This window comes from Acidiphilium acidophilum, assembly GCF_033842475.1.
GTDB classification, from domain to species: Bacteria; Pseudomonadota; Alphaproteobacteria; order Acetobacterales; family Acetobacteraceae; genus Acidiphilium; species Acidiphilium acidophilum.
Map to the genome: position 1 here is coordinate 3,618,101 of NZ_JAWXYB010000018.1, position 21,552 is coordinate 3,639,652.

Consider the following 21,552-nt stretch of genomic DNA (forward strand, 5'->3'; position numbering starts at 1 on the left):
TCGCGGTTGATGCCCTGGCGGGACTGGGGTCAGTTTTTGGTGAGGCGGTATCCGTCGGGGGATTTGATGACGCAGCCGTTGTCGATCATCGCGGTGAGGCGCTGATAGAGGGTGGCGGCGCGGATGCGGCAGCGGGCGCGGAGATCGGTGAACGGCTGGGGCTGGCCGGTTTCGGCGAGGGCGGCGGTGATGCGATCGTCGAGGGATTTTGGTGTGGCATTGTCGGGTGATGGTTCGCTCGCGTGAATGGGTTCGAGTGCCAAGGCAGTCTCGTGCTGGTTCAGTTCGAGTGTGATGCTGGGCATGGCGGGCGCGGCGCGATGCTCTGGGGTGAGGATGATGCGATCGTCGCCATCGCGGCGGAGATAGAGGTTGGAATCGCCCCAGGCGTGGAACTCGGATGATCCGCGCAGGGCCTGACCGGCGCGGAGTGTCCCGGCGCCTTTTTTTGCATGGTGGACGACAGCGACGGCGATAGCATGGTGCCGCTGCATGTCGCGCAGGAAGGCGAGCAGGGGTGCGACTTCGCCGCTGACGTTCTCATCGATGCGGTGCAGGCGCACGAACGGATCGAGCACGAGGAGCCGCGGTTTCAGCCTGGCGATGGTGTCGGCGAGACGCGCGCGGTCGTCTTCGAGATCGAGGCGCAGGCTGGGTGCGGTGATCACCTGAACATCGAGTGCGGCGAGTTGGGTACCGGCGGCCGCACAGATGCTTTCGAGGCGCTGGCGGACAATGTGAAGCGCGTCCTCGGCGGGGTAGAGCAGGACGCGGCCGGGGCGTGTCACGGCGAAGCGGCGCAGACAAGGGACGCCCGCGGCGACGGCGACGGCCAGATCGAGGGCGAGGAAAGATTTGCAGCATTTGGGTTCCCCGCCGATGATGCCGACGGCTTCTTCGGCCCACAGTCCCTCGACGAGCCAGCGGTGCTGCTCGGGGCGGTCGGTGAGGTGGTAGGCTGGCTGGACCGGAAGCGGGGTCATCGCCGTTGGCGGGCGGTCGCCTTGGTTGTGTTTGGCGTGGGTATGGCGAAGGTTTCGAAGAACAGCGTCTCGTCGATCTGACGCGCCTCGCGCTGTGCAGCGGCGTCCAGCAGGTCGGCCGCCATGATCATCAGGGTTCGTAGATTGCCTTGGGCGTGATCGCAGATCGTCGCGATCACTTCCGGGGTCATCAGGGTGGGGGCGCCGGCCTGGCGGATGGCAAGCTGCAGGGTCTCCTGCAGATCCTGGGGGGTGGCGCGTTCGATTGCCAGGCGGACACGCATGCGGCTGGCGAGAGGGAGGAACTCCTCGGAGCGCAGGCGTTCGGCGAGCCGTCCGTCGCCGGCCAGGACGATGGTCAGGAGGATGTGGGAATCGAGGTCAGCTGAGGCGAGGAGGCGGAGTTCAGCGAGGACGGCGGGCTGCATCTCCTGGGCTTCATCGACCAGCAGTACCGGCCTGGAGAGGGTCGTCTGGATATGAGCCTGCCAGCGTTGGCGCAGGATTTTAGCGCCACCCCAGCGATTATGCGGGCGCAACTCGACGCCGAACAACTCGCCCATCTCGCGGTAGAAATCGGCGATGTTGGCCTGAGGCCGGCTGATCACGCCGACGGTCACGTCGCGCAATGTTGCCAGCGACGCGGCCAGGATCCGCAAGGCGGCCGATTTGCCGGAACCCGGCGCACCGGTGACCAGGGCGAAGCCGCCTTCGCCGGCAAGATGCTGGACGCGCCAACAGAACGACTCCAGACGAGGCGAGACATGCAGAGCCTCGGTCGGCACGTTGGGCGTGAACGGGTTCCACTTGAGACCGTACAGTGCGAGCAGTTTGTTGTTCACGCGTCGTCTCCTTCGTCTTTGTGGAGATAGGCTGGGGGCAATCCGGTTGCCGCTTGCCGCTTGATCATGTCGGCCAGCAACGGCGCGATCCCGCGGGCCGGCGGCGCGACCGGGTCAGCGCTGACAGGCTGCAAACCGCGGCGCAGACCGTTGGCGTTGGCGGCCTTGTCCTGGGGGAACAGCCTGCAGAGCACGGTGCCGGTTTGCGGATCGACGAGGTGAACCAAGGTAAGATCCCAGGCGGCGAAGCGGACCTCCAATGTGGTGAGGTGCCGATATTGGTTCGGCACTTCGAACCGGCGGCCTTCGATGACGATCGTGCCATCGCTCCTTCGCAAGGTCCGCTGCTCGCTGCGGGTGAACGCCAGTCTCAGAGTTGCGGCATCCGGGCATGGTCGTGTCACGGTGGGGCCGGCGAGAAAGCGCGCCAGGGGGGTGGCGTCGATCTCGCTGTGGTGCTTGCGATTGTAGTCGTAGTCTACCCAGGCCTGGGTCGCCTCGTTGAGCCGGGCCAGGGTGAGGTCATTGACACCTTCGAGCATGGCCATCAGCCGACCCTCGACCGATCCCCAGAGGACCTCCTGCTTGCCGTTCATGTAGGGGCTGTAGGGCAGCGTGGTCTGATGAACCACGCCGAGCCGGGCGAGACCTTCGGTGATCTCGGTCGCCGTCATCGCCGCGCCGTTGTCACTCATGGCCGAGCGGGGCATGCCGCGCTTCTGCATGGCCTGCGACAGACCGTGGGCAATGACCTCCGCGCTCTCGGACAGATACCATTGCAGGTGGCAGGCCAACCGCGAGCGGTCATCGAGCACGCCGAACAGGATCGGCGTTCGCCACTCCCCTCGCGGTGTCAGCACCTTGCGCGAACCGGAATGACAATCCCAGTGCCAGGTCCCGTTCACATACTCGCACTCATAGCTGCGGACCTCCCGGGCATCGAGCCTGGCTGCGGCAGCCAGGGCACCGGCGGTCTGGCGCGCCGTCATCGGGGACCGCTTGGTCATGCCGTGGGTCGTCAGGAAGCGCCGGACCGTGGCGTAGGAGGGCACCGGGCGCAGTTCTGACCGGGTCTCGGCCAGGGCGACGAGGTTGTCGTGATGCAACCGCACACTCCAGCTCTTGTGGGCTTGATATTGAGCTCGCAAGGCTTCGCGGAGCTCATCAGTCATCGACGCCTGCTGACCGGCGTCCTCGCGGCGTTTGCGCCGCAGCACACCCACCGGGTCTTGGCGCTCATTCCGGCCGATGTAGAACCAGCGCTCGATCGTCGAGACACCAAAGCGAACCGGTTCACCGGTACTCGGATGCCGCCATTCACGGGCCGCCAGTTGCTTCAGGGCCGCGCGTAGCGCGCCCGCCTCCGGCGGTGCGGCCAACAAGTGACCGATCACCGAGAACCGCAGTTGCGCCCAGCGATCCTGAACACGCGATCTGCCTCGTTCCGTCACGTCCGCCCTCCAAAACAATCAGCGGGCCTACGGTAAGCACCTCGCCGATCGTCGGCGACGTGCATCTTCTGCGGGTCGGCGACGCCCGTCAGAAAGCGCGCATCGCCGAGGCTCCGCCGGTCAACGGCCCCAGGAACCGAAGCAGGGAGACGAGCTGTTGTTCGATGCCGCCGCGAAAACGAGCGAGCACCGAGGCTGGCAGAGTTGCGGTGTCGACCGGAGGCATGAAGGCTGCCGCGGCAATCGGGCGGAACGCGCTCTCCTCGGACGTGAATGTCGAGAGCCACCAGACGCGCCAGCGCGCGACCGTCCGCCGATCGATCCCGAGCGTGGCTGACAATTGCCGCAGGCGGGTGGCGGTGGGCCCATGGCACATCGCCGAAATCAACGTCACCACTGTGGCGAGATAAACCTTACGACCCAGAAAGCGCAGCGATGCCGGGGTGGTTCGCTTGCGACAACCGTCGATCGCGCAGCAGAAGCTGAAGCGTTGGCCGAACGCCTCACTCAAACCTGGGGGACCACCGCGCGGTTTGCGCTGAAATTGCGCCGAATGAAGGACGCCACCGCATGTCGTGCATCCTGACGCCCGGGCGGCCGCCGCGATATCGCGATCAAACAGGAGCAACTGTTCATGAAACTTGGCATCAGCCAGCACTGCTTGATACAAGGGGCACCATCCTTTGAATTGAAATTGGCGGGATGACCAAAGTCGGACGCAATAATCTCTGTCCCTGCGGCAGCGGCAAGAAATACAAGCGCTGCTGCATGGCTCAAGATGAGGCAACCGCCCGTGAGGCCCGCGCGCGCGCCGCAAGCGCCGCAGTGTCGCCCCTCTCGGCCCATCTCTGCGAGGACTGCAACCACGATCTGGATGATGCCGCCAATGCGGTGTTTGCTTTGATCGAGGCGAAGCAATTCGATGAGGCTGAACGGGGCGCCCACGACGTTCTGGCACGCTTCCCCAACGTCCACGACGGCTACGAGTGCCTGGGCCGGCTGCATCAGGCCAAGGGGGACCATCGCCAGGCGATCGAGTGTTACCGCAAAGTCATCGCGTTCGCCCTCGAGGAACCGCAGTACTACGACCCGGAATTCGTCGATCACTTCCAGGCACTGATCGCCCACATCGAAACTCAGGCATCCAGCGGCTGATCCTTCCGGCCCACCCCTGCCCAGCATCGCCGGGTGCTCGGCAGCGTCAAGGCATCCACGCCTGCGGCGCGGAGCCTCCTTGACCCTGCCTGCGCTCCCGGCGGTAGCAAATGCAGGTCGGCGCCGAGGAATGGTCTTTCAGTCTTACCAAGGAATGAATGGAAGGAAGGAATTCCCTACCCACAGATTATCCACGATCCGCGAGGTCGCCTCTCGGCCAAACCTCAAATACCGTGATCAAATACCGCCGAAAACCCATCGCTTTGCATGCTCAGGCTCAACTTCTGACGGAACCGCCACCGAATGCTTTGTCTACATCACGCTGCCCGGCGCAACCGAGCCGGTGACTGCGGGCCGGTTTGTTCAAGAGCGTCAACGCAGTAGCCTGATCCTCGGCCGCTTCGTCTATGGCCGTAGCTATCTCGCACGGCAGGACGCCGTCGCCTTTGACCCCGTCGAACTTAAGCTCTTCGATCGTACCTATGAGACGATAGCATTGGGCGGCGTTTTTGGCGCGCTCCGAGATGCCGGCCCCGACTATTGGGGGCGGCGCGTGATCGAGCGCCATGCCGGCAAGCCGCAGCTGGGCGAACTCGATTATCTGCTCCACTCCCCTGACGACCGCGCGGGGGCGCTCGGCTTTGGTTTGAACCAAGTGCCGCCAGCGCCGCTGCGCGCGTTCAACAGGACGATTCAGCTCGCCAAGCTTCAGGAGATCGCGGACGCCATCATCGCCGACGAGGTGCCGCAGACAGGCGTAGAAGCCGCGCAGGTCGAAGAACTGCTGTTGGTCGGGACGTCGGTGGGCGGCGCACGTCCAAAGGCCGTCGTCGAAGATGATGACGGACTCTGGATCGCGAAGTTCAATCGCAAAGACGACCGTTGGAACATGGCGCGCATTGAGCATGCCATGCTGATGCTTGCCCGAGCGTGCGGCCTCAGCACCGCCGAAAGCCGACTCGATAACATCGGCGACCGTGACGTGCTGCTGGTGAAACGCTTCGATCGGGAGCGCGCCGGCGGGGGCTACCACCGCGCGCGCATGATCAGCGGCCTCACTCTTTTGCGCACCGATGATGCACCGGGCAATCGCGATCGCTGGTCGTATGTGCTGTTGGTCGAAGAGCTGCGCCGCGCCAGCGCGCGTCCCGACGCCGACGCGCAAGAGCTCTTTAGGCGCATGTGCTTCAACGCCCTGATCTCCAACACAGACGATCATCCGCGCAATCACGCGATGATTGCCAAGCATGCCGACTGGCGCTTGTCGCCAGCCTACGACCTGACGCCAACATCACCTGTCAGCCAGGATCATCGCGATCTCGCCTTGCTGATCGGCGACCAAGGCCGGTTCGCCAACGCGCAAAACCTGCTCTCTCAATGCAGTCGCTTCATGCTGACCCGTGAGGCTGCGGAGGCGATCATTATGGAGATGACGCTCACGGTACGGGATCGCTGGTATGAGATCGCGCGCAGCGTCGGCGTCACCGAAAGTGATTGCGCGCTGATCGCGGGTGCTTTCGCCTATCCGGGGTTCCAGATCCAATCAGGAAACTGACGCATCATCACCATCATCATCGCGACCGTCACTATCACCACCATGCTGATGATGATGCTCATCATCAGCAGCAGCGGCATGAGCAAATGTTGGCCCTCTGAGGCGATGAGCCAAGCGCAGGCCCCCGGGGACGGCGACTTTCGGGTGTAGCAATTCTGCCGATCTATGACCGGGATGAAGCGCAAACCTGCAGGTCTGTCTTCGGCACCAAACCCGACGATCTCGCGGAAGGTGATGGATCGGGAAGAGCAAAAAAACATCCATGTACTGCCCGCCAAGCCGGTCATGACGTTTGCTTCCGTTGATCGATTGCCGTCTTCATGACGCGCTGAAACATCTCCCTGCCAGGCGCGCAGCTCCGGCTTATCAGCTTGCCCAGTTCCTCTTCCGCCCAACCGAGATTGAGCAACCTGATGTCTGGAAAATAGGGCGAGCGGGGGTCAGGCATCCTGGTAGTCCCACTTGATGTAGCCCTTGGTGTCGGCGGCCCATTTTTCATCGATTTCGACGAGGACGGCGCTGACGAGGCGTTCGAGGGAGGCTTCGTTGGGGAAGACCCTGATTTTGGTGGTGCGGCGTTTGAGTTCCTGCTGGATGCCGCGTTCCATGGGGTTGGAAGTGCGAAGCCGGCGCTGGTGGGGTTCTGGCAGTGTGAAGACGGTGAGGCCTTCGGGGATATTTCGTTCGAGCCAATCGGCGAGCTTTGGTGCGGTGTCGCGATAGGCATTGACGAGGGTTGTGAGAGCGATCTGGGCAGCGGCGAGGGAATTTGCGTTCCAGACGGTCCGGAGTTCTGCGCCGATGCGTTTGCGGATGGCGTGGTTGGGGGCGTGGTGGATGGCGTTTTGGGCGAGGTGGAACTGGCATCGTTGCCAGTGTGCGGCGCCGAAGACGGCGCGGCGTGCGGCGTGCAATCCGGCATGGTCATCGGAGACGATGAATTCGACGCCTCGCAGGCCACGCTGATGGAGGCTTTCGAGGAAGGCACGCCAATGGACTTCGGCCTCGGAAAGGGCGACCGAGACGCCGAGGACACGGCGGCGTTCATCGGGTCCGATGCCGATGGCCGAGAGCACGGCGGCATCGCGGACGACGCCATTATCGCGCATTTTTTCATATCTGGCGTCGAGGATGAGGTAGCGGATCTCGGCGAGGGGTCGGGTGCGCCAGGCGGCGAGTTCGTCATCGAGCAGCTTGCTGGCGCGGCTGACCTGAGCGGAGGAGAGGCTTTCGATGCCGAATTCGCGCATGACGGCCTCGACGTCGCGGGTGGAGACGCCTTTGATGTACATTTCGGCGACGGCGACCATGACGGCGCGGACCGAGCGTCGGCCGCGTTCGAGGGACTGTGGGTAGAAGGGTTCGCCCACGTGACCGGCGGTTTTGGGGACATCGACGGTGATCGACCCGGCCGGGGTATCGATCCGCTTGGGCTTGTAGCCATTGGCGTAACCCTGACGATCGGGGTTGCGCTCGTAGTGACTGGCGTGGAGGAAGCGTTCGCGCTCGATCTGCATGGCGAGTTCGAAGGTCCTGGCAAATACCGTGGCGATATCGCCTGCGCCGTTTTCGATCAGATGTTCCAAAAGTGCCTCGATAATCGTATCCTTTTTGGCGTCCATTCATCGGTCTCCATGTTGGTGTGAACAACTGCATGGAATACCAGAATGAACAGCCCTTGCCGGGGCATGCCCCGGCAAGGGCACCAACTCCCAACCCAAAATGAATTTCCAGACGTCAGGTTACACCACCCCAACCGAGTGCCCTAATTTCAAGAGCGGCAGCCCAAAGATAGGTCACCGCATCCGCCGCATCGGCCGGCACGGGATCATACCCACCGCCGGAGAGCAAACTGGAGAGAGCGAACCAGGCAACCATGGCGGCAAATTTGGGTTCCTTTTTCTGAAAATCCCGTGCGGCGCGCACCAACGTCGATGGGTCAGCACCAGACATTGACGCGCACTCAAGGGCGATATCAAAAAATCCAGCATCCTTCGCAGCGGCGAACCATTTCGGCTTATCGCCGCGAGCATCGATCAGATCCAGTAACATCTGACGCCGATCCCGGTCCGGATATTGGCGGAGCAACGACCGGTAGACCGCGAGGTTCGTCGTCCCTCGGGCGGTTTTAAGGCCGTAACGCCGATAGGCTTCGTCGGACCGCCCGTTCTTGATCAGAACGGTTTCACAAAACCGATCTATGGACGGGTCGGAGAAATTCGAATTCGTCTGATCTCGGGCGGCTTCGGCATAGGCAATCGCGCCTTCCCATAGCCCTTGACGGACCAAGGCGTCGGCCCCGAACCGATGCCATGGCCAGAATTTTATCCTCCGGATGGCAAGAAGTTCCTGGAGTTCCTCGTATCGACCGAGTTCCAGTAAGCAGGACAGGCAGATCGATGTGCCGCTGACATAGGAAAAGGTTGCATGGTCGGCCCAAGCGAGGCGCACGGTTCCGACCAACAGGTCTACATATTCTTCCATCAATTTGGGATATTGGGCAATTTCGCCCCACCGCTCCTCGAGCGGCGACAGGAAATCAACGCCATCCTCCTGAACGGCTTCGAACAAGCGCGATAGCCATTTACCTCGCGCAGTGGGTTTTGCTGGGGCAGCGATCAGGATTGGAATCAGGTCGTCCAGGGTGCGCGATACCGCCGAGCCGAGTGCCCCGGACGAGCTATCGATGCTTTGGAGCGATGGCCAGATGCGCTCCGCGAGCAATATGACGCCTTCGCCAGCCAGAAGGGGATCTGTCTTTACGACCGACCTGATTTCGGCGACGGCTGCCCTGAGCCGGTCGACCGCAAGGCGCGACCCTCAGGAATCCCCCCATTTTCCATAGGTCCAGGTATTGCGCCGATTCGCTGCGATTCTCTACCAAGCGTTGGAATGCATGGATGAGGGTGGATCATGGGAATTGCAGCATCGAAAAAGCGTGATGGTGGGCGGTTGAAGGACATCCGCGCATTCATTGACGAGTTGTATGCCCACGATCTCCACGCCAAACGCGTTGACTCCCTGTCTGCTGCGACACTGGGCGTGATGACCGGCGCGTCGCTCGCCGTCGCGATGATCGGTCAGGCGTTGGCACAGGCGCGCGGGCTGGTGACCAAGCACGCGATCAAGCAGGTTGATCGCATGCTCAGTAACGAGAGTATCGACGTCTGGGAAAGCTTCGCCCGTTGGGTACCGCATCTGGTGGGTTCGCAGACCGACATCGTCGTTGCCATGGACTGGACGGATTTCGACGGCGACGATCAGGCAACGTTGGCGCTCAACCTGGTGAGCAAGCATGGCCGGGCGATGCCTCTGTTGTGGCTGTCGATGTGGAAAGAGGAATTGAAAGATCAGCGCAACGCCATCGAGGATACTTGCCTGCGCCGCCTGTCGGAGGTTGTCCCGCCCGGCTGCCGCGTGACCATCCTGGCCGACCGCGGCTTCGGTGACCACAAGCTGTTCGCGTATCTTACGGAGCTTGGCTTTGCCTATATCATTCGCTTCCGCGGCAACATCCATGTCACCGATGCCGCAGGCGAGACGCGAACCGCGGCGGACTGGGTCGGCAAATCGGGCCGGGCGCGCAAACTGCGTGGTGCGCGCGTCACCGCCTCGCACGCCTATCAGGTCGGTGCCGTGGTGTGCGTACATGCGCGTGACATGAAGGAGCCGTGGTGCCTGGCGAGCAGTGACGCCGTGGCGTCTGCAGGGACATTGATCAAGCAATATTCCCGGCGCTGGACGATCGAACCCAGCTTCAGGGACGTCAAGGATTTGCGTTTTGGGATGGGGATGGCTGAGATCCGCATCGCCGAACCAGAGCGGCGCGATCGGCTGCTGCTCATCAGCGCGTTTGCGATGGCGCTGCTGACCATGCTCGGGACGGCAGGCGAGAGCCTGGGAATGGATCGACAGCTCAAGTCCAACACTTCGAAGACCCGCTCACACTCGTTGTTCCGTCAGGGGTGCATGCTCTATGAATTGATCCCGAACATGCCGAAGCACCGGCTACTGCCCCTGATGCGGCGGTTCACGGAAATGCTGCGCAGCAGCGGCATATTCGGCAATTCCATGCCGGCTACGTAATGAGGGGATGAGTGAGGGCGCGACCCATTCCAACCATAAGCATTCGCGCGGAACTTGGACTTGAATTGCCATTTATAAGAGGCGACCATTCGACTGCCCTCTCGAAATTTCGTGCCGCGCTGCGATCCTTACAAACATCGTACCCGGCACCTTGCCCGTCACGACAATCCGCAGATCCTTCTCGTCTCGCCCGCAGTGTCGACGCTCAGTCCCCATGATGATCTTTATCCGTTATCACCCGGTATACCCGTCAGCCCCCAGCCGCGCACTTATGAGCAGTTCCACCCGGAGCCCAGGCGAATCGACCGGATGAGATACGTTTCCTCTGTGGGAATTGCAGGCTCCGGGCGGAGATGACCCGCCAGTACGCAGGCCCACGTTATGAAAGATGATGCACCTCTTGCAGGCCGTAGACGGGTGTGGGGATGCCGACCTGCCGTGCTTTCAGCTGGAGGGCGAGATAGAGTGAGTAATGGCGTGACTGGTGGAGGTTCCCTCCGTGGAACCAAAGGTTTTCCTGCTGCGTCGGCTTCCACATGTTGCGCTCTTCGCCCTCCCAGGGTCCGGGATCCTTCGGCGTACCGGAACCGAGACCCCAAACCTTACCTACTTTATCGGCAACATCCTTGCTGATCAGATTGGCGGCCCAGCCGTTCATCGAGCCGTAGCCGGTTGCGTAGACGATGAGGTCGACCGGGAGTTCATCACCATCGGCCAGTTTCACGCCGGTCTCGGTGATCTCGTCGATCTCAACGCCGCTTTTGAGCTTGATACTACCGTCGATCACCAGATCGCATGCGCCGACATCAATATAATAGCCTGAGCCCCGACGCAGATATTTCATGAACAGGCCGGAATCGTCGGTGCCGAAATCCAGCAGGAAACCGGCCTTTTCGAGGGCAGCGTAGAAGTCGGCGTCCCTCTCGCGGATCTTGGCGTAGACCGGGATCTGGAACTCATGCAGGATTCGGTAGGGCAGCGAAGCAAAGATCATATCGGCCTTGCGGGTCGTCACACCATTGGCAACCGCGCGCTCGGAATAAAGATCGCCGAGGCCAACCTCCATCAGCGACTCCGAGCGGACGATATGGGTGCTGGAGCGTTGAACCATCGTGACATCCGCGTCGTGCTCCCAGAGGGCGGCGCAGATGTCGTGCGCCGAGTTGTTGGAGCCGATGACGACGACCCTCTTGCCCACATAGGCATCCGGTCCTGGATGCTGCGAGCTATGGTGCTGCTCACCGCGGAAGCGATTCATGCCCTTGAATTGGGGAATATTAGGTTTGCCTGACATCCCGGTGGCGAGGACAAGCTGGGTCGGACGGAGTTCGATTTCCGCACCGTCGCGATCAACGACGACGCGCCACGTGCCACTTTGCTCGTCAAAGGCGGTACTCTTGGCGGTGGTTTTAGTCCAGTAATTGATCTCCATCACCTCTGTATACATTTCCAGCCAGTCGCCGATTTTGTCCTTCGGAGAAAAGACCGGCCAGTTGGCCGGGAAATCGATATACGGCAGATGGTCGTACCAAACCGGATCGTGCAGGCAGAGTGACTTATAACGCTTGCGCCACTGGTCACCGGGACGGTCGTGCTTGTCGATCACGATGGTGGGCACGCCGAGCTGGCGCAGCCGCGCGCCAAGGGCGATACCGCCCTGCCCGCCACCCACGACGAGGACGTAGGGTTGGGTTTCGTAACCGAGCTTGCGGGTTTCCTCGTCGCGCTTTTCCTGCCAGCTCTGGCGACCTCGCCTGACACCGTGCTCCGCCCCCATCGGCCGACGGAAGCCCTTGGGTTCCTCGTGACCTTTGAGTTCGGCGAGGGTGGTGAGAAGGGTCCAGGCCTTTCCCTCCCGAAGGCGCAGGAGACCCTCGCCGCGGCCGAGCCTGGTTTCAAAGATGAGCCACGCCTCGATGACGTCGCCAGATTCCGTAGGTGGCTCGGCAAGGGTGAAGGTGACCGGGCGGACATTATCGAGTGTCGCGTCCAGCATGTCGTGAACGCCATCAGGGTTCTCGACAGTCTTGATGTTCCAGGTGAAGGCGACCAGATCACGCCAGAAGCTGACTGGCGCAAAGAGACAGGCCGCAGCTTCGGTGTCGCCGGCATTCAGGGCTCTATTGAATCTGTCGAGCCAAGCTTCGACCGCCTTCTGCGAAGCGGTAGCGATCGGCTTGTTGATCGTCATATCGTTCATGGTTGGTGTTTCCTCCTGGAGTTTGTTGCGCCGCGTTCGTCAGCGGGGTCGGAGAGGATTTTGGTGGTCTTGGTGAACGAGGCAAGCAGTTCGGCGAACGGCTGTTACGGCATCATGAAGAGGTTTGCGACCGGTAACCATCTTCAGGGCTCGTTGATACCGGCTGCAGGATTAGCGAGATACGACATAATCCAGGCGAGTCATCGTCGCTATCATCCGATGCAGGTAGCAGATCATGCCTGATTCCGATCCATCCGGCACTCATCCCGTTCACAAATTGCTGCATTGCACAAATTTATCTTCCCCCACCTCATGATCCGTTCTATCTCATTATCCAGCAGCGGCGATTTTGTCGCCTGGCTGTTTTTGGACGTTTCCTCCCTAAACTTGGCGGCACGAGAGTGCCGCTATTTTTTTGTGTATCGCAAGCCAAACGAGGATCGCGGAGTTGGCCTGCCGCAAAATGTGAAAATGGCGCCCATCCCCCGCACAGTCCGCCGTTGAACCCCGAGGGGGGCGGGGCTCAACCATGGACAGAAAACCGATCATACGCGGCGATGCGCTGATGTGAGTTTTCCTTAAATCACGTTCGATTGCATCGTCGTTCTTGCTGTTCTCCACCGGCTTTGGGGCAATCGAGTGAAGGTGAAGAGCCGATCATGGCATTGGTCCTTTTTGGTTGTCATGCGCAAAGCCGGGTAGGGCTCCCGCCGTAATGATGACCTTCAACGCGCGCGATTTGGCGGCGTGGCCGAAGGTTTCATACGCATCGATGATCTGCTCGAGTGCGAAATGATGTGTGATGAGGCGCTTGGGATCGAGCTTGTTGGCGCGCAGTACGTTGAGCAGCATCGGCGTGCTGACGGTGTCGACCAGCTTGGTTGTGATCATCACGTTGCGATCCCATAATCGTTCCCGATGCAGATCGACCTTGGTGCCGTGCACGCCTATATTTGCAATCATGCCGCCCGGTGCCACGAGGTTCCCGCAAAGCTCGAAAGTGGTCGGAATGCCCACGGCCTCGATCGCGGTATCGGCGCTTTCGTCACGTCTGTGTGCCCCACAGTCTCGCGTCGAAGGAGAATGGCTTGATGTCGATCAGTCTGGCCTCTGCTGCAGCCGGATGGGCGGGGTTCAGGAGATAATTGAACGCATCCGGAACAAGAATCGACGGCACCCGCAGCACAGCGGTTCGTGCCTGGATTATCCAACCGTCGCCGCAGGCGCTGGGGTCGGTCGGGATCGTCTTGACCGCTTCCGGCGGCTCATACGGCAGTTCGAGTTTCATCAGCACGAAGTCGTCGGGCAAAAGTTCAGGAGGCAGATCGAGGTGAACCCTGACTTCAAGTGCGGCCAGAGCAGGATGATCTGCGCAGTACACCACGGCGAACCCCCGCGAGTTCCAGCGGCCACCTGCCATTTTGGCCCCTGAGCCCGTCAAGTCCGCGTAGCGCCGCTTCGTAATCCGCCACGCCTCGATCAAGCGGCAATCCCGTGGGAAATCCGGATCAAAAGCGATTCGACCTCTCTTGCGCCGGCGTCGGTATCGAGCAACTGTAACGGAGCCTGACCGTCGAGAACGGTCGTCGGGCGCCTCAGCCACTGTGCCGCCTTTTGGCGGGTTCCAAAGACATCCTCAGCCGTCGCGATCATCCGTAGCAACCGGGCAAAACGATCCGATTGCTCGACAGACAGGCGGCCGATTTGACGGCGATGCGCCAGTGTCTTGCGAGGGACCGCAATCTGATCAACTTCAACCGCGGTCAAAAGCCCGTCGCGGATCGCTTCGTCGACGCGCTCGACAGGCAGACCGCTCCTGATTTCGCGGACCGCTTCGAGACCTGTCATGGCTATGTTCACGGCACAAACTCCTGGCGATACGCCTTTTATATATCGGCATATCGCCAATCGACAAGCGTCGGTGGCCGCGCTGGCTGCGGGATCCTATGCTCTGGTTGCTGCCGCGCCGAACGCGAGAGGGGACTCACCATCAGATAATGCCCCAAAGCGGATACTCATGCGGCTCAGGAATCTGGATCGATCGCGCCTTGGTCATCGCCGTCGGTAGTCTCATCGGCATCATCGGGGCGTTCGAATGCTGCGATGACATCGAGGATCGCCATTCCGTACCGGTCGATCTTCGTCCTGTCGATCCCGGGTATCCTTTCCAGCTCGGCCAGACTATGCGGATGCGCAACGGCGATCGCGGCGAACGTGTCATCCTGAAAAATCACGTAGGGCGGCACGTTCTGGCTTTTCGCGAGATAGGTGCGTTCGGCCTTCAACATCGCGAACAGCTGGGCGTCGCGTTTGCCCAGCTCGATCCGCTCGCTCTTCTTCGCAACAGCGGCCGTTGCCGTTCGGGTCGCCCGGTCGCGCCGGAAGGAAATCGCCGCCTTGCCGTGCAGGATATCGCGGCCCAACGCGGTCAGCTTGATCGCCCCGAAATGATCATGGTCGATCTCGACCGCTCCCTGGACGATCAACTGGCGAAAGACCGAACTCCAGACCGGCTTGCCGAACTCCTTGCCCACGCCGAAGGTCGGCAGCCGGCTATGCCCGAACCGGCGCATCTTCTCGGTATTCGCACCGAGCAGAATGTCGATCAGATGCCCCACCCCGAAACGCTGATTGGTTCGAAACACCGCCGACATCGCCTTCTGTGCCGCCACGGTGCCGTCCCAGGTCTCGACCGGTGCTAGGCAAGTATCGCAATTGCCGCAGGGTTCGGCCATCCGCTCCCCGAAATGCGCCAGTATCGCCTGACGGCGACATGACGCCGTCTCGCAAACCCCGAGCAACGCCTCCAGCTTCGCCCGCTCGATCCGCTTGACCTCGATCGGGGACTGGCTCTCGTCGATCATCGATCGTCGCAGCACCAGATCTTGCATGCCGTAGAGCAGAAGCGTCTCGGCAGGCATTGTCAGGTTGACGAGGGCAGCGGGTGTCCGTAGCGATTTGGCATGATCGACCTGAGCTTGATGTTGCCTTTGAAGGGGTATCGCTTTCCCCGATCGGTGATCGCGTATGCGGTCTGGAGCTATTACCGGTTCAACCTGAGCCTGCGGGACGTTGAAGATCTGCTGGCTGAACGGGGTGTGACGGTCAGCTACGAGACGATCCGGGTGTGGGTCGATCGGTTCGGACCACAGATGGCCTCACAGATCCGGCGCGACCGGCCGCCGGCAGGCAATAAATGGCACATCGACGAAATGGTAATCACCATCGGCGGTGAGCCGCGCTGGCTTTGGCGCGCCGTCGATGACCGGGGTGATGTGCTGGAAATCCTGGTCCAGAAACGCCCCAATGCCGATGCCGCCCGACGATTTCTCCGCAAGCTGATGCGCCGATGGGGGCAGCCGCGCGTCGTGGTGACCGACAAGCTGCGGAGCTACGACGTCGCACTCCGCACGGATTGCCGCAGTGCCGATCATCGATCCCATAAGCGGTTGAACAATCGGATCGAAGCTTCTCACCGCCATACAAGGCGACGAGAAAAGATCATGGGCCGGTTCAAGTCCGCCGGCCATGCCCAGAGATTTCTCGCCACCCACGACCAGATCGTCAGGCATTGTCAAGTTGATCGGATGAGGCGCGATTTGACGAGATCCGATTGATCAGGCGGCCAGTTTGGCGGTGTAGTCGGCCCAGAGCGAGAATGCGTCGGCCCGGCTGTGGCGGAATGATCGGGCGGAGAGGCGATGGCGTTTCGGGCGGAACAGGATGACGATCTGGTCGTGGGTGGCGAGAAATCTCTGGGCATGGCCGGCGGACTTGAACCGGCCCATGATCTTTTCTCGTCGCCTTGTATGGCGGTGAGAAGCTTCGATCCGATTGTTCAACCGCTTATGGGATCGATGATCGGCACTGCGGCAATCCGTGCGGAGTGCGACGTCGTAGCTCCGCAGCTTGTCGGTCACCACGACGCGCGGCTGCCCCCATCGGCGCATCAGCTTGCGGAGAAATCGTCGGGCGGCATCGGCATTGGGGCGTTTCTGGACCAGGATTTCCAGCACATCACCCCGGTCATCGACGGCGCGCCAAAGCCAGCGCGGCTCACCGCCGATGGTGATTACCATTTCGTCGATGTGCCATTTATTGCCTGCCGGCGGCCGGTCGCGCCGGATCTGTGAGGCCATCTGTGGTCCGAACCGATCGACCCACACCCGGATCGTCTCGTAGCTGACCGTCACACCCCGTTCAGCCAGCAGATCTTCAACGTCCCGCAGGCTCAGGTTGAACCGGTAATAGCTCCAGACCGCATACGCGATCACCGATCGGGGAAAGCGATACCCCTTCAAAGGCAACATCAAGCTCAGGTCGATCATGCCAAATCGCTACGGACACCCGCTGCCCTCGTCAACCTGACAATGCCGTCTCAGCCAATTTCAACAAGCGATACGGCATAGGCGGCGCCGTGACGATAGCGTAGCCGAGTCGGGGGATCATGCTGGCGAGGTCGTATCTGCGGTTGAAGCGGTACTCGAACTCGGCGAGATATCGCGGCACGTGTTTGGTGCTGATTGCCCGGTAGGTACCGTTGATTGCGGATTTGATATTGCCGAGCGCGGTATTGACCCATTTGAAGGCGGGGTTGCGAACGGCCGCGGGGCCACTGCCCGTCAGGGTCGGCTGATGCTGGCATCCGGCATCGGTCACGCGATGAAAACAGGCAAGCCCATCACTGACCACGGTGCAGGACGGATCGAGGCTGTTCAATGCAAATCGTGAAATCGCCTGGCCGGTGAACCCGGCCACGCGGCGCAGTTTCAAGCGTGCTGGCTTGCCGTCATCGGTGGTTTCGACCGCGGCGACAAACGGCGTCTTGCCCGGTGCCCCGCGTCCACGCTTGCCGCCCGAACGCTCACCGCCCAGGACCGCGTCGTCGATTTCAACCCGCCCCTTCAGGCGCTTGCGCCCGTCGCGCTCCATCATCGCCTGCTGGATCTTGTGCTTGAGCATCCACGCCGTGGTCTGGCGTACACCGAGGCGCCGCCCCAGTTCGATCGAGGATATGCCCTGTTTGCTCTGCGTCAGATGATACATCGCCCGAAACCACGTGCGCAGTGGCAGCTTGGTCGACGCGAAAATCGTCCCCGCGATCGGTGAGGTCTGGCGACGGCAGGTGCTGCATTGGAACAAGTCGCGCGTCTTGACTTCACTGTAGGTTGTCCCGCCGCAGATCGGGCAGGAAAACCCATCGATTGAGCAACCTGATGTCTGGAAAATAGGGCGAGCGGGGGTCAGGCATCCTGGTAGTCCCACTTGATGTAGCCCTTGGTGTCGGCGGCCCATTTTTCATCGATTTCGACGAGGACGGCGCTGACGAGGCGTTCGAGGGAGGCTTCGTTGGGGAAGACCCTGATTTTGGTGGTGCGGCGTTTGAGTTCCTGCTGGATGCCGCGTTCCATGGGGTTGGAAGTGCGAAGCCGGCGCTGGTGGGGTTCTGGCAGTGTGAAGACGGTGAGGCCTTCGGGGATATTTCGTTCGAGCCAATCGGCGAGCTTTGGTGCGGTGTCGCGATAGGCATTGACGAGGGTTGTGAGAGCGATCTGGGCAGCGGCGAGGGAATTTGCGTTCCAGACGGTCCGGAGTTCTGCGCCGATGCGTTTGCGGATGGCGTGGTTGGGGGCGTGGTGGATGGCGTTTTGGGCGAGGTGGAACTGGCATCGTTGCCAGTGTGCGGCGCCGAAGACGGCGCGGCGTGCGGCGTGCAATCCGGCATGGTCATCGGAGACGATGAATTCGACGCCTCGCAGGCCACGCTGATGGAGGCTTTCGAGGAAGGCACGCCAATGGACTTCGGCCTCGGAAAGGGCGACCGAGACGCCGAGGACACGGCGGCGTTCATCGGGTCCGATGCCGATGGCCGAGAGCACGGCGGCATCGCGGACGACGCCATTATCGCGCATTTTTTCATATCTGGCGTCGAGGATGAGGTAGCGGATCTCGGCGAGGGGTCGGGTGCGCCAGGCGGCGAGTTCGTCATCGAGCAGCTTGCTGGCGCGGCTGACCTGAGCGGAGGAGAGGCTTTCGATGCCGAATTCGCGCATGACGGCCTCGACGTCGCGGGTGGAGACGCCTTTGATGTACATTTCGGCGACGGCGACCATGACGGCGCGGACCGAGCGTCGGCCGCGTTCGAGGGACTGTGGGTAGAAGGGTTCGCCCACGTGACCGGCGGTTTTGGGGACATCGACGGTGATCGACCCGGCCGGGGTATCGATCCGCTTGGGCTTGTAGCCATTGGCGTAACCCTGACGATCGGGGTTGCGCTCGTAGTGACTGGCGTGGAGGAAGCGTTCGCGCTCGATCTGCATGGCGAGTTCGAAGGTCCTGGCAAATACCGTGGCGATATCGCCTGCGCCGTTTTCGATCAGATGTTCCAAAAGTGCCTCGATAATCGTATCCTTTTTGGCGTCCATTCATCGGTCTCCATGTTGGTGTGAACAACTGCATGGAATACCAGAATGAACAGCCCTTGCCGGGGCATGCCCCGGCAAGGGCACCAACTCCCAACCCAAAATGAATTTCCAGACGTCAGGTTACACCACCAACCCATCGCGCCAGCGCAGCTTGATCACGACAGCTCGGCATTGCTCCTCGGTGCCGTACAACCGATCAAATTCGGCCTCGCTCAGCCCTTTTTGTAACTGCACCGCATTGCGCGCCATCGAAAACCTCCGCTCATGCCTCAATGTTCCTGTTTTGTACATGACGGAATGCGGCTGATCAAGATGGGTAAGCAGGTAGTTTAATTGCTGAATCCGCAGAGCTTTCGCTTCAACTTGACAATGTCCCAGCGCGTCTTTTAGCGCGAGTTGGCCTTTGCCGAGACCGCCGTGGTATTCAATGTCGTCGATCTTCTGCCGCTCGGTGCCCCTGCCGCGTGACTGCCCCGAACGTCGACACGATGAAATTTTCATTCTATATCTTGGTTCGAATTATAGAACCGGGAGGGCGCAGTGGCGCTGAGTTTGAAAGACAAGGAAACTGACCGACTTGCCCGTGAGGTGGCCGCGCTGACAGGCGAGACGCTTACGGATGCTATCCGCAAGGCTCTGGTTGAAAGGCTGGAGCGGGAACTTCGGCGCCGAGGTGGAACGCTAAAGCTGGCGGACCGGTTGATGGAGATCGGTCGGCATTGTTCGGCGCTTCCCGACCTCGACCCACGCAGCCCTGATGAGATCGTCGGCTATGATGAAACCGGCATGTGGCGCTGAATGGTCGTCGATACCTCTGCTTTGATTGCGATCCTGTTTGGAGAACCGGACGCGGACGACTTCGCCCGCGCTTTGGATGAGGCACAGGTCCGACTGATCTCCGCAGTCACCAGGGTTGAGTTGTCCTTCGTCATCGAGGGTCGCAAAGGGGAGACCGGTCGGGCAGATCTCGAGCTTCTGCTGCGCGATGGCGGCTTCGAGATCGTCAGTGTCACGCCGCAACAGGCGATGATCGCGATTGACGCCTTTCGCCGCTTCGGGCGCGGGCGACATCGCGCCGCGTTGAACATCGGAGATTGCTTTTCCTATGCGCTCGCCGTGACGACTGATCATCCCCTGCTTTTCAAGGGCAATGATTTTATCCATACGGATCTGCGACCGGCGCTGCCAGCATTCAGGAATTAGGGAGCGGCGGCATTGTCAAGTTGATTTGTGGGGGACGCCCTCAAGCCTCTTCGGTTCCAGGATCACGACCGGCCGGGAGCCGAGGCCGAACGCCCATCGCCGGTTGCCCCTGCGCCAACATCCCCGGCCGCCGATCGTAAGCGTGGGAGAGGCATTGTCAGGTTGACGAGGGCAGCGGGTGTCCGTAGCGATTTGGCATGATCGACCTGAGCTTGATGTTGCCTTTGAAGGGGTATCGCTTTCCCCGATCGGTGATCGCGTATGCGGTCTGGAGCTATTACCGGTTCAACCTGAGCCTGCGGGACGTTGAAGATCTGCTGGCTGAACGGGGTGTGACGGTCAGCTACGAGACGATCCGGGTGTGGGTCGATCGGTTCGGACCACAGATGGCCTCACAGATCCGGCGCGACCGGCCGCCGGCAGGCAATAAATGGCACATCGACGAAATGGTAATCACCATCGGCGGTGAGCCGCGCTGGCTTTGGCGCGCCGTCGATGACCGGGGTGATGTGCTGGAAATCCTGGTCCAGAAACGCCCCAATGCCGATGCCGCCCGACGATTTCTCCGCAAGCTGATGCGCCGATGGGGGCAGCCGCGCGTCGTGGTGACCGACAAGCTGCGAAGCTACGACGTCGCATTCCGCACGGATTGCCGCAGTGCCGATCATCGATCCCATAAGCGGTTGAACAATCGGATCGAAGCTTCTCACCGCCATACAAGGCGACGAGAAAAGATCATGGGCCGGTTCAAGTCCGCCGGCCATGCCCAGAGATTTCTCGCCACCCACGACCAGATCGTCACCCTGTTCCGCCCGAAACGCCATCGCCTCTCCGCCCGATCATTCCGCCACAGCCGGGCCGACGCATTCTCGCTCTGGGCCGACTACACCGCCAAACTGGCCGCCTGATCAATCGGATCTCGTCAAATCGCGCCTCATCCGATCAACTTGACAATGCCCGCCGGCCTGATCGGCATCCGTCGCGATGACCAGAGTGCCGCCGAGCGATGCCGTATGCTCGACCAGATGGCACAGCGCCGTGACGGTGCGTGGCCCCAGCCCGCCGGTGGTAGCGACATGTATCGTGTCCGTATGGTTGGAAACCAGTGGTAATTATATTACTGAAAAACAGATCACGATATTTATAAAAATATTTTATTTGATAATCACTAATTTTGATAGAAATAATTTTTAATAATACATAGTATTTTGAAATGATATTACTGGTTTTTTTACATAGTAATATTATGTAATGAGTTTCGCGTTGTTTTCGTTGAGAAAATTAAATGGCATGGCGATTGCATTACGCAATTGCAGATAAGGGTCTGCGTTTTTTTTCCGATTTAAAATGAAAGACAATGCGATGAAGAAGGCAATAGTTTTTGCAGGCGTTCTTGCTCTCAGCGCCATAGGCGCATCGACAGCTCTAGCTGGAACGATGGCGCAGCCTTATGGTACGTTCACGATCAATGCGACTGGAACAGTTAAAACATTACCCACCGGGTCTCCACTTAATTCTATATCAAGCTTCACACTGCCGGCGGATGAGACCGTCAGTAGTATCCCAGCAACGTATTTTGGTTACGCAAACGCTTTCCTGACAACTCTAGCTCTGGGGCAATCCGTAACGATAAGCCCGCTTACTGTACCTGT

The 21,552-nt window shown here is 60.7% G+C and carries 21 protein-coding genes and 3 pseudogenes; 8 read left to right on the forward strand and 16 right to left on the reverse strand.

Annotation, left to right across the window (positions count from 1 at the left end):
- Window positions 1–29: 29 nt before the first annotated feature.
- The 4 genes from SIL87_RS19845 to SIL87_RS19860 all read right to left on the reverse strand — a co-directional run bounded on the left by SIL87_RS19845 (window position 30) and on the right by SIL87_RS19860 (window position 3,787).
- A complete protein-coding gene (locus tag SIL87_RS19845; protein WP_319612353.1) occupies window positions 30–983 on the reverse strand; it encodes an AAA family ATPase in 954 nt (317 codons plus the stop codon).
- Complete coding sequence (locus SIL87_RS19850; RefSeq protein WP_319612352.1) at window positions 980–1,825, reverse strand: ExeA family protein; 846 nt, start codon at window positions 1,823–1,825, stop codon at window positions 980–982. The genes SIL87_RS19845 and SIL87_RS19850 overlap by 4 nt, the downstream gene beginning before the upstream one ends.
- Window positions 1,822–3,276, reverse strand: coding sequence for a DDE-type integrase/transposase/recombinase (locus SIL87_RS19855; RefSeq protein ID WP_319612351.1), 1,455 nt, complete (start codon window positions 3,274–3,276; stop codon window positions 1,822–1,824). Before SIL87_RS19855 ends, SIL87_RS19850 begins: the two co-directional genes overlap by 4 nt.
- Window positions 3,277–3,364: 88 nt before the next feature.
- Complete coding sequence (locus tag SIL87_RS19860) at window positions 3,365–3,787, reverse strand: hypothetical protein (protein WP_319612350.1); 423 nt, start codon at window positions 3,785–3,787, stop codon at window positions 3,365–3,367.
- Between the two features lie 191 nt (window positions 3,788–3,978).
- Between SIL87_RS19860 and SIL87_RS19865 the strand changes: the two genes are divergently transcribed.
- Both SIL87_RS19865 and SIL87_RS19870 read left to right on the forward strand, forming a co-directional pair.
- Window positions 3,979–4,431: an SEC-C metal-binding domain-containing protein gene (locus SIL87_RS19865; RefSeq protein WP_319612349.1), complete on the forward strand. Its 453-nt coding sequence runs from the start codon at window positions 3,979–3,981 to the stop codon at window positions 4,429–4,431.
- 79 nt (window positions 4,432–4,510) lie between these two features.
- Window positions 4,511–5,986: a type II toxin-antitoxin system HipA family toxin gene (locus SIL87_RS19870; protein WP_319615881.1), complete on the forward strand. Its 1,476-nt coding sequence runs from the start codon at window positions 4,511–4,513 to the stop codon at window positions 5,984–5,986.
- Here the strand turns inward: SIL87_RS19870 and SIL87_RS19875 are convergent.
- From SIL87_RS19875 to SIL87_RS19885, 3 genes are all read right to left on the reverse strand, one after another.
- Window positions 5,953–6,273, reverse strand: a complete 321-nt coding sequence (locus SIL87_RS19875; protein WP_319615882.1) for a hypothetical protein — start codon at window positions 6,271–6,273, stop codon at window positions 5,953–5,955. The genes SIL87_RS19870 and SIL87_RS19875 overlap by 34 nt on opposite strands.
- A gap of 153 nt (window positions 6,274–6,426) precedes the next feature.
- On the reverse strand, window positions 6,427–7,608 hold the full coding sequence (locus tag SIL87_RS19880; RefSeq protein ID WP_319612316.1) for an IS256 family transposase: 1,182 nt from the start codon (window positions 7,606–7,608) through the stop codon (window positions 6,427–6,429).
- Window positions 7,609–7,723: 115 nt separating this feature from the next.
- Entirely contained in the window at window positions 7,724–8,710 is a 987-nt protein-coding gene (locus SIL87_RS19885) for a hypothetical protein (RefSeq protein WP_319615883.1), read from the reverse strand.
- A 189-nt stretch (window positions 8,711–8,899) separates the two neighbouring features.
- On the opposite strand from SIL87_RS19885, the gene SIL87_RS19890 reads away from it, so the two are divergent.
- The gene (locus SIL87_RS19890) at window positions 8,900–10,072 is read left to right on the forward strand and encodes an IS4 family transposase (protein ID WP_319612376.1); all 1,173 of its coding nucleotides are present in this window, start codon (window positions 8,900–8,902) and stop codon (window positions 10,070–10,072) included.
- Between the two features lie 379 nt (window positions 10,073–10,451).
- On the opposite strand, the gene SIL87_RS19895 is transcribed toward SIL87_RS19890, so the two are convergent.
- The 5 genes from SIL87_RS19895 to SIL87_RS19915 all read right to left on the reverse strand — a co-directional run bounded on the left by SIL87_RS19895 (window position 10,452) and on the right by SIL87_RS19915 (window position 15,193).
- A complete protein-coding gene (locus SIL87_RS19895; RefSeq protein ID WP_319615884.1) occupies window positions 10,452–12,272 on the reverse strand; it encodes an NAD(P)/FAD-dependent oxidoreductase in 1,821 nt (606 codons plus the stop codon).
- Between the two features lie 657 nt (window positions 12,273–12,929).
- A complete protein-coding gene (locus SIL87_RS19900) occupies window positions 12,930–13,289 on the reverse strand; it encodes an MDR/zinc-dependent alcohol dehydrogenase-like family protein (protein ID WP_319615885.1) in 360 nt (119 codons plus the stop codon).
- 28 nt (window positions 13,290–13,317) lie between these two features.
- Window positions 13,318–13,755, reverse strand: coding sequence for an RES family NAD+ phosphorylase (locus SIL87_RS19905; protein WP_319615886.1), 438 nt, complete (start codon window positions 13,753–13,755; stop codon window positions 13,318–13,320).
- Window positions 13,752–14,120, reverse strand: a complete 369-nt coding sequence (gene parS / locus SIL87_RS19910; RefSeq protein ID WP_319615887.1) for a type II RES/Xre toxin-antitoxin system antitoxin — start codon at window positions 14,118–14,120, stop codon at window positions 13,752–13,754. The genes SIL87_RS19905 and parS overlap by 4 nt, the downstream gene beginning before the upstream one ends.
- Window positions 14,121–14,296: 176 nt before the next feature.
- On the reverse strand, window positions 14,297–15,193 hold the full coding sequence (locus SIL87_RS19915) for a RecQ family ATP-dependent DNA helicase (RefSeq protein ID WP_319615888.1): 897 nt from the start codon (window positions 15,191–15,193) through the stop codon (window positions 14,297–14,299).
- Between the two features lie 42 nt (window positions 15,194–15,235).
- Between SIL87_RS19915 and SIL87_RS19920 the strand changes: the two are divergent.
- Window positions 15,236–15,832, forward strand: a pseudogene (locus SIL87_RS19920) (IS6 family transposase); the annotation flags it as partial.
- 57 nt (window positions 15,833–15,889) lie between these two features.
- Here SIL87_RS19920 and SIL87_RS19925 read toward each other — a convergent pair.
- The 4 genes and pseudogenes from SIL87_RS19925 to SIL87_RS20255 form a co-directional block, all read right to left on the reverse strand.
- A complete protein-coding gene (locus SIL87_RS19925; protein ID WP_405055252.1) occupies window positions 15,890–16,600 on the reverse strand; it encodes an IS6 family transposase in 711 nt (236 codons plus the stop codon).
- Window positions 16,601–16,631: 31 nt separating this feature from the next.
- Window positions 16,632–17,474, reverse strand: a pseudogene (locus tag SIL87_RS19930) (IS1595 family transposase); the annotation flags it as partial.
- Window positions 17,475–17,515: 41 nt separating this feature from the next.
- On the reverse strand, window positions 17,516–18,697 hold the full coding sequence (locus tag SIL87_RS19935; protein WP_319612316.1) for an IS256 family transposase: 1,182 nt from the start codon (window positions 18,695–18,697) through the stop codon (window positions 17,516–17,518).
- 132 nt (window positions 18,698–18,829) lie between these two features.
- Window positions 18,830–18,946: pseudogene (locus tag SIL87_RS20255) on the reverse strand (IS1595 family transposase); the annotation flags it as partial.
- A 291-nt stretch (window positions 18,947–19,237) separates the two neighbouring features.
- Here SIL87_RS20255 and SIL87_RS19945 point away from each other — a divergent pair.
- The 4 genes from SIL87_RS19945 to SIL87_RS19960 all read left to right on the forward strand — a co-directional run.
- On the forward strand, window positions 19,238–19,495 hold the full coding sequence (locus tag SIL87_RS19945) for a type II toxin-antitoxin system VapB family antitoxin (RefSeq protein ID WP_319615890.1): 258 nt from the start codon (window positions 19,238–19,240) through the stop codon (window positions 19,493–19,495).
- Window positions 19,496–19,900, forward strand: a complete 405-nt coding sequence (locus SIL87_RS19950; RefSeq protein WP_319615891.1) for a type II toxin-antitoxin system VapC family toxin — start codon at window positions 19,496–19,498, stop codon at window positions 19,898–19,900.
- Window positions 19,901–20,097: 197 nt separating this feature from the next.
- Window positions 20,098–20,808 carry an IS6 family transposase gene (locus SIL87_RS19955; RefSeq protein WP_405055254.1) on the forward strand — a complete coding sequence of 237 codons (711 nt, stop codon included), beginning with the start codon at window positions 20,098–20,100 and terminating at the stop codon, window positions 20,806–20,808.
- A gap of 439 nt (window positions 20,809–21,247) precedes the next feature.
- Window positions 21,248–21,552: hypothetical protein (locus SIL87_RS19960; protein WP_319615893.1), on the forward strand; the 305-nt coding region annotated here is incomplete at its 3' end.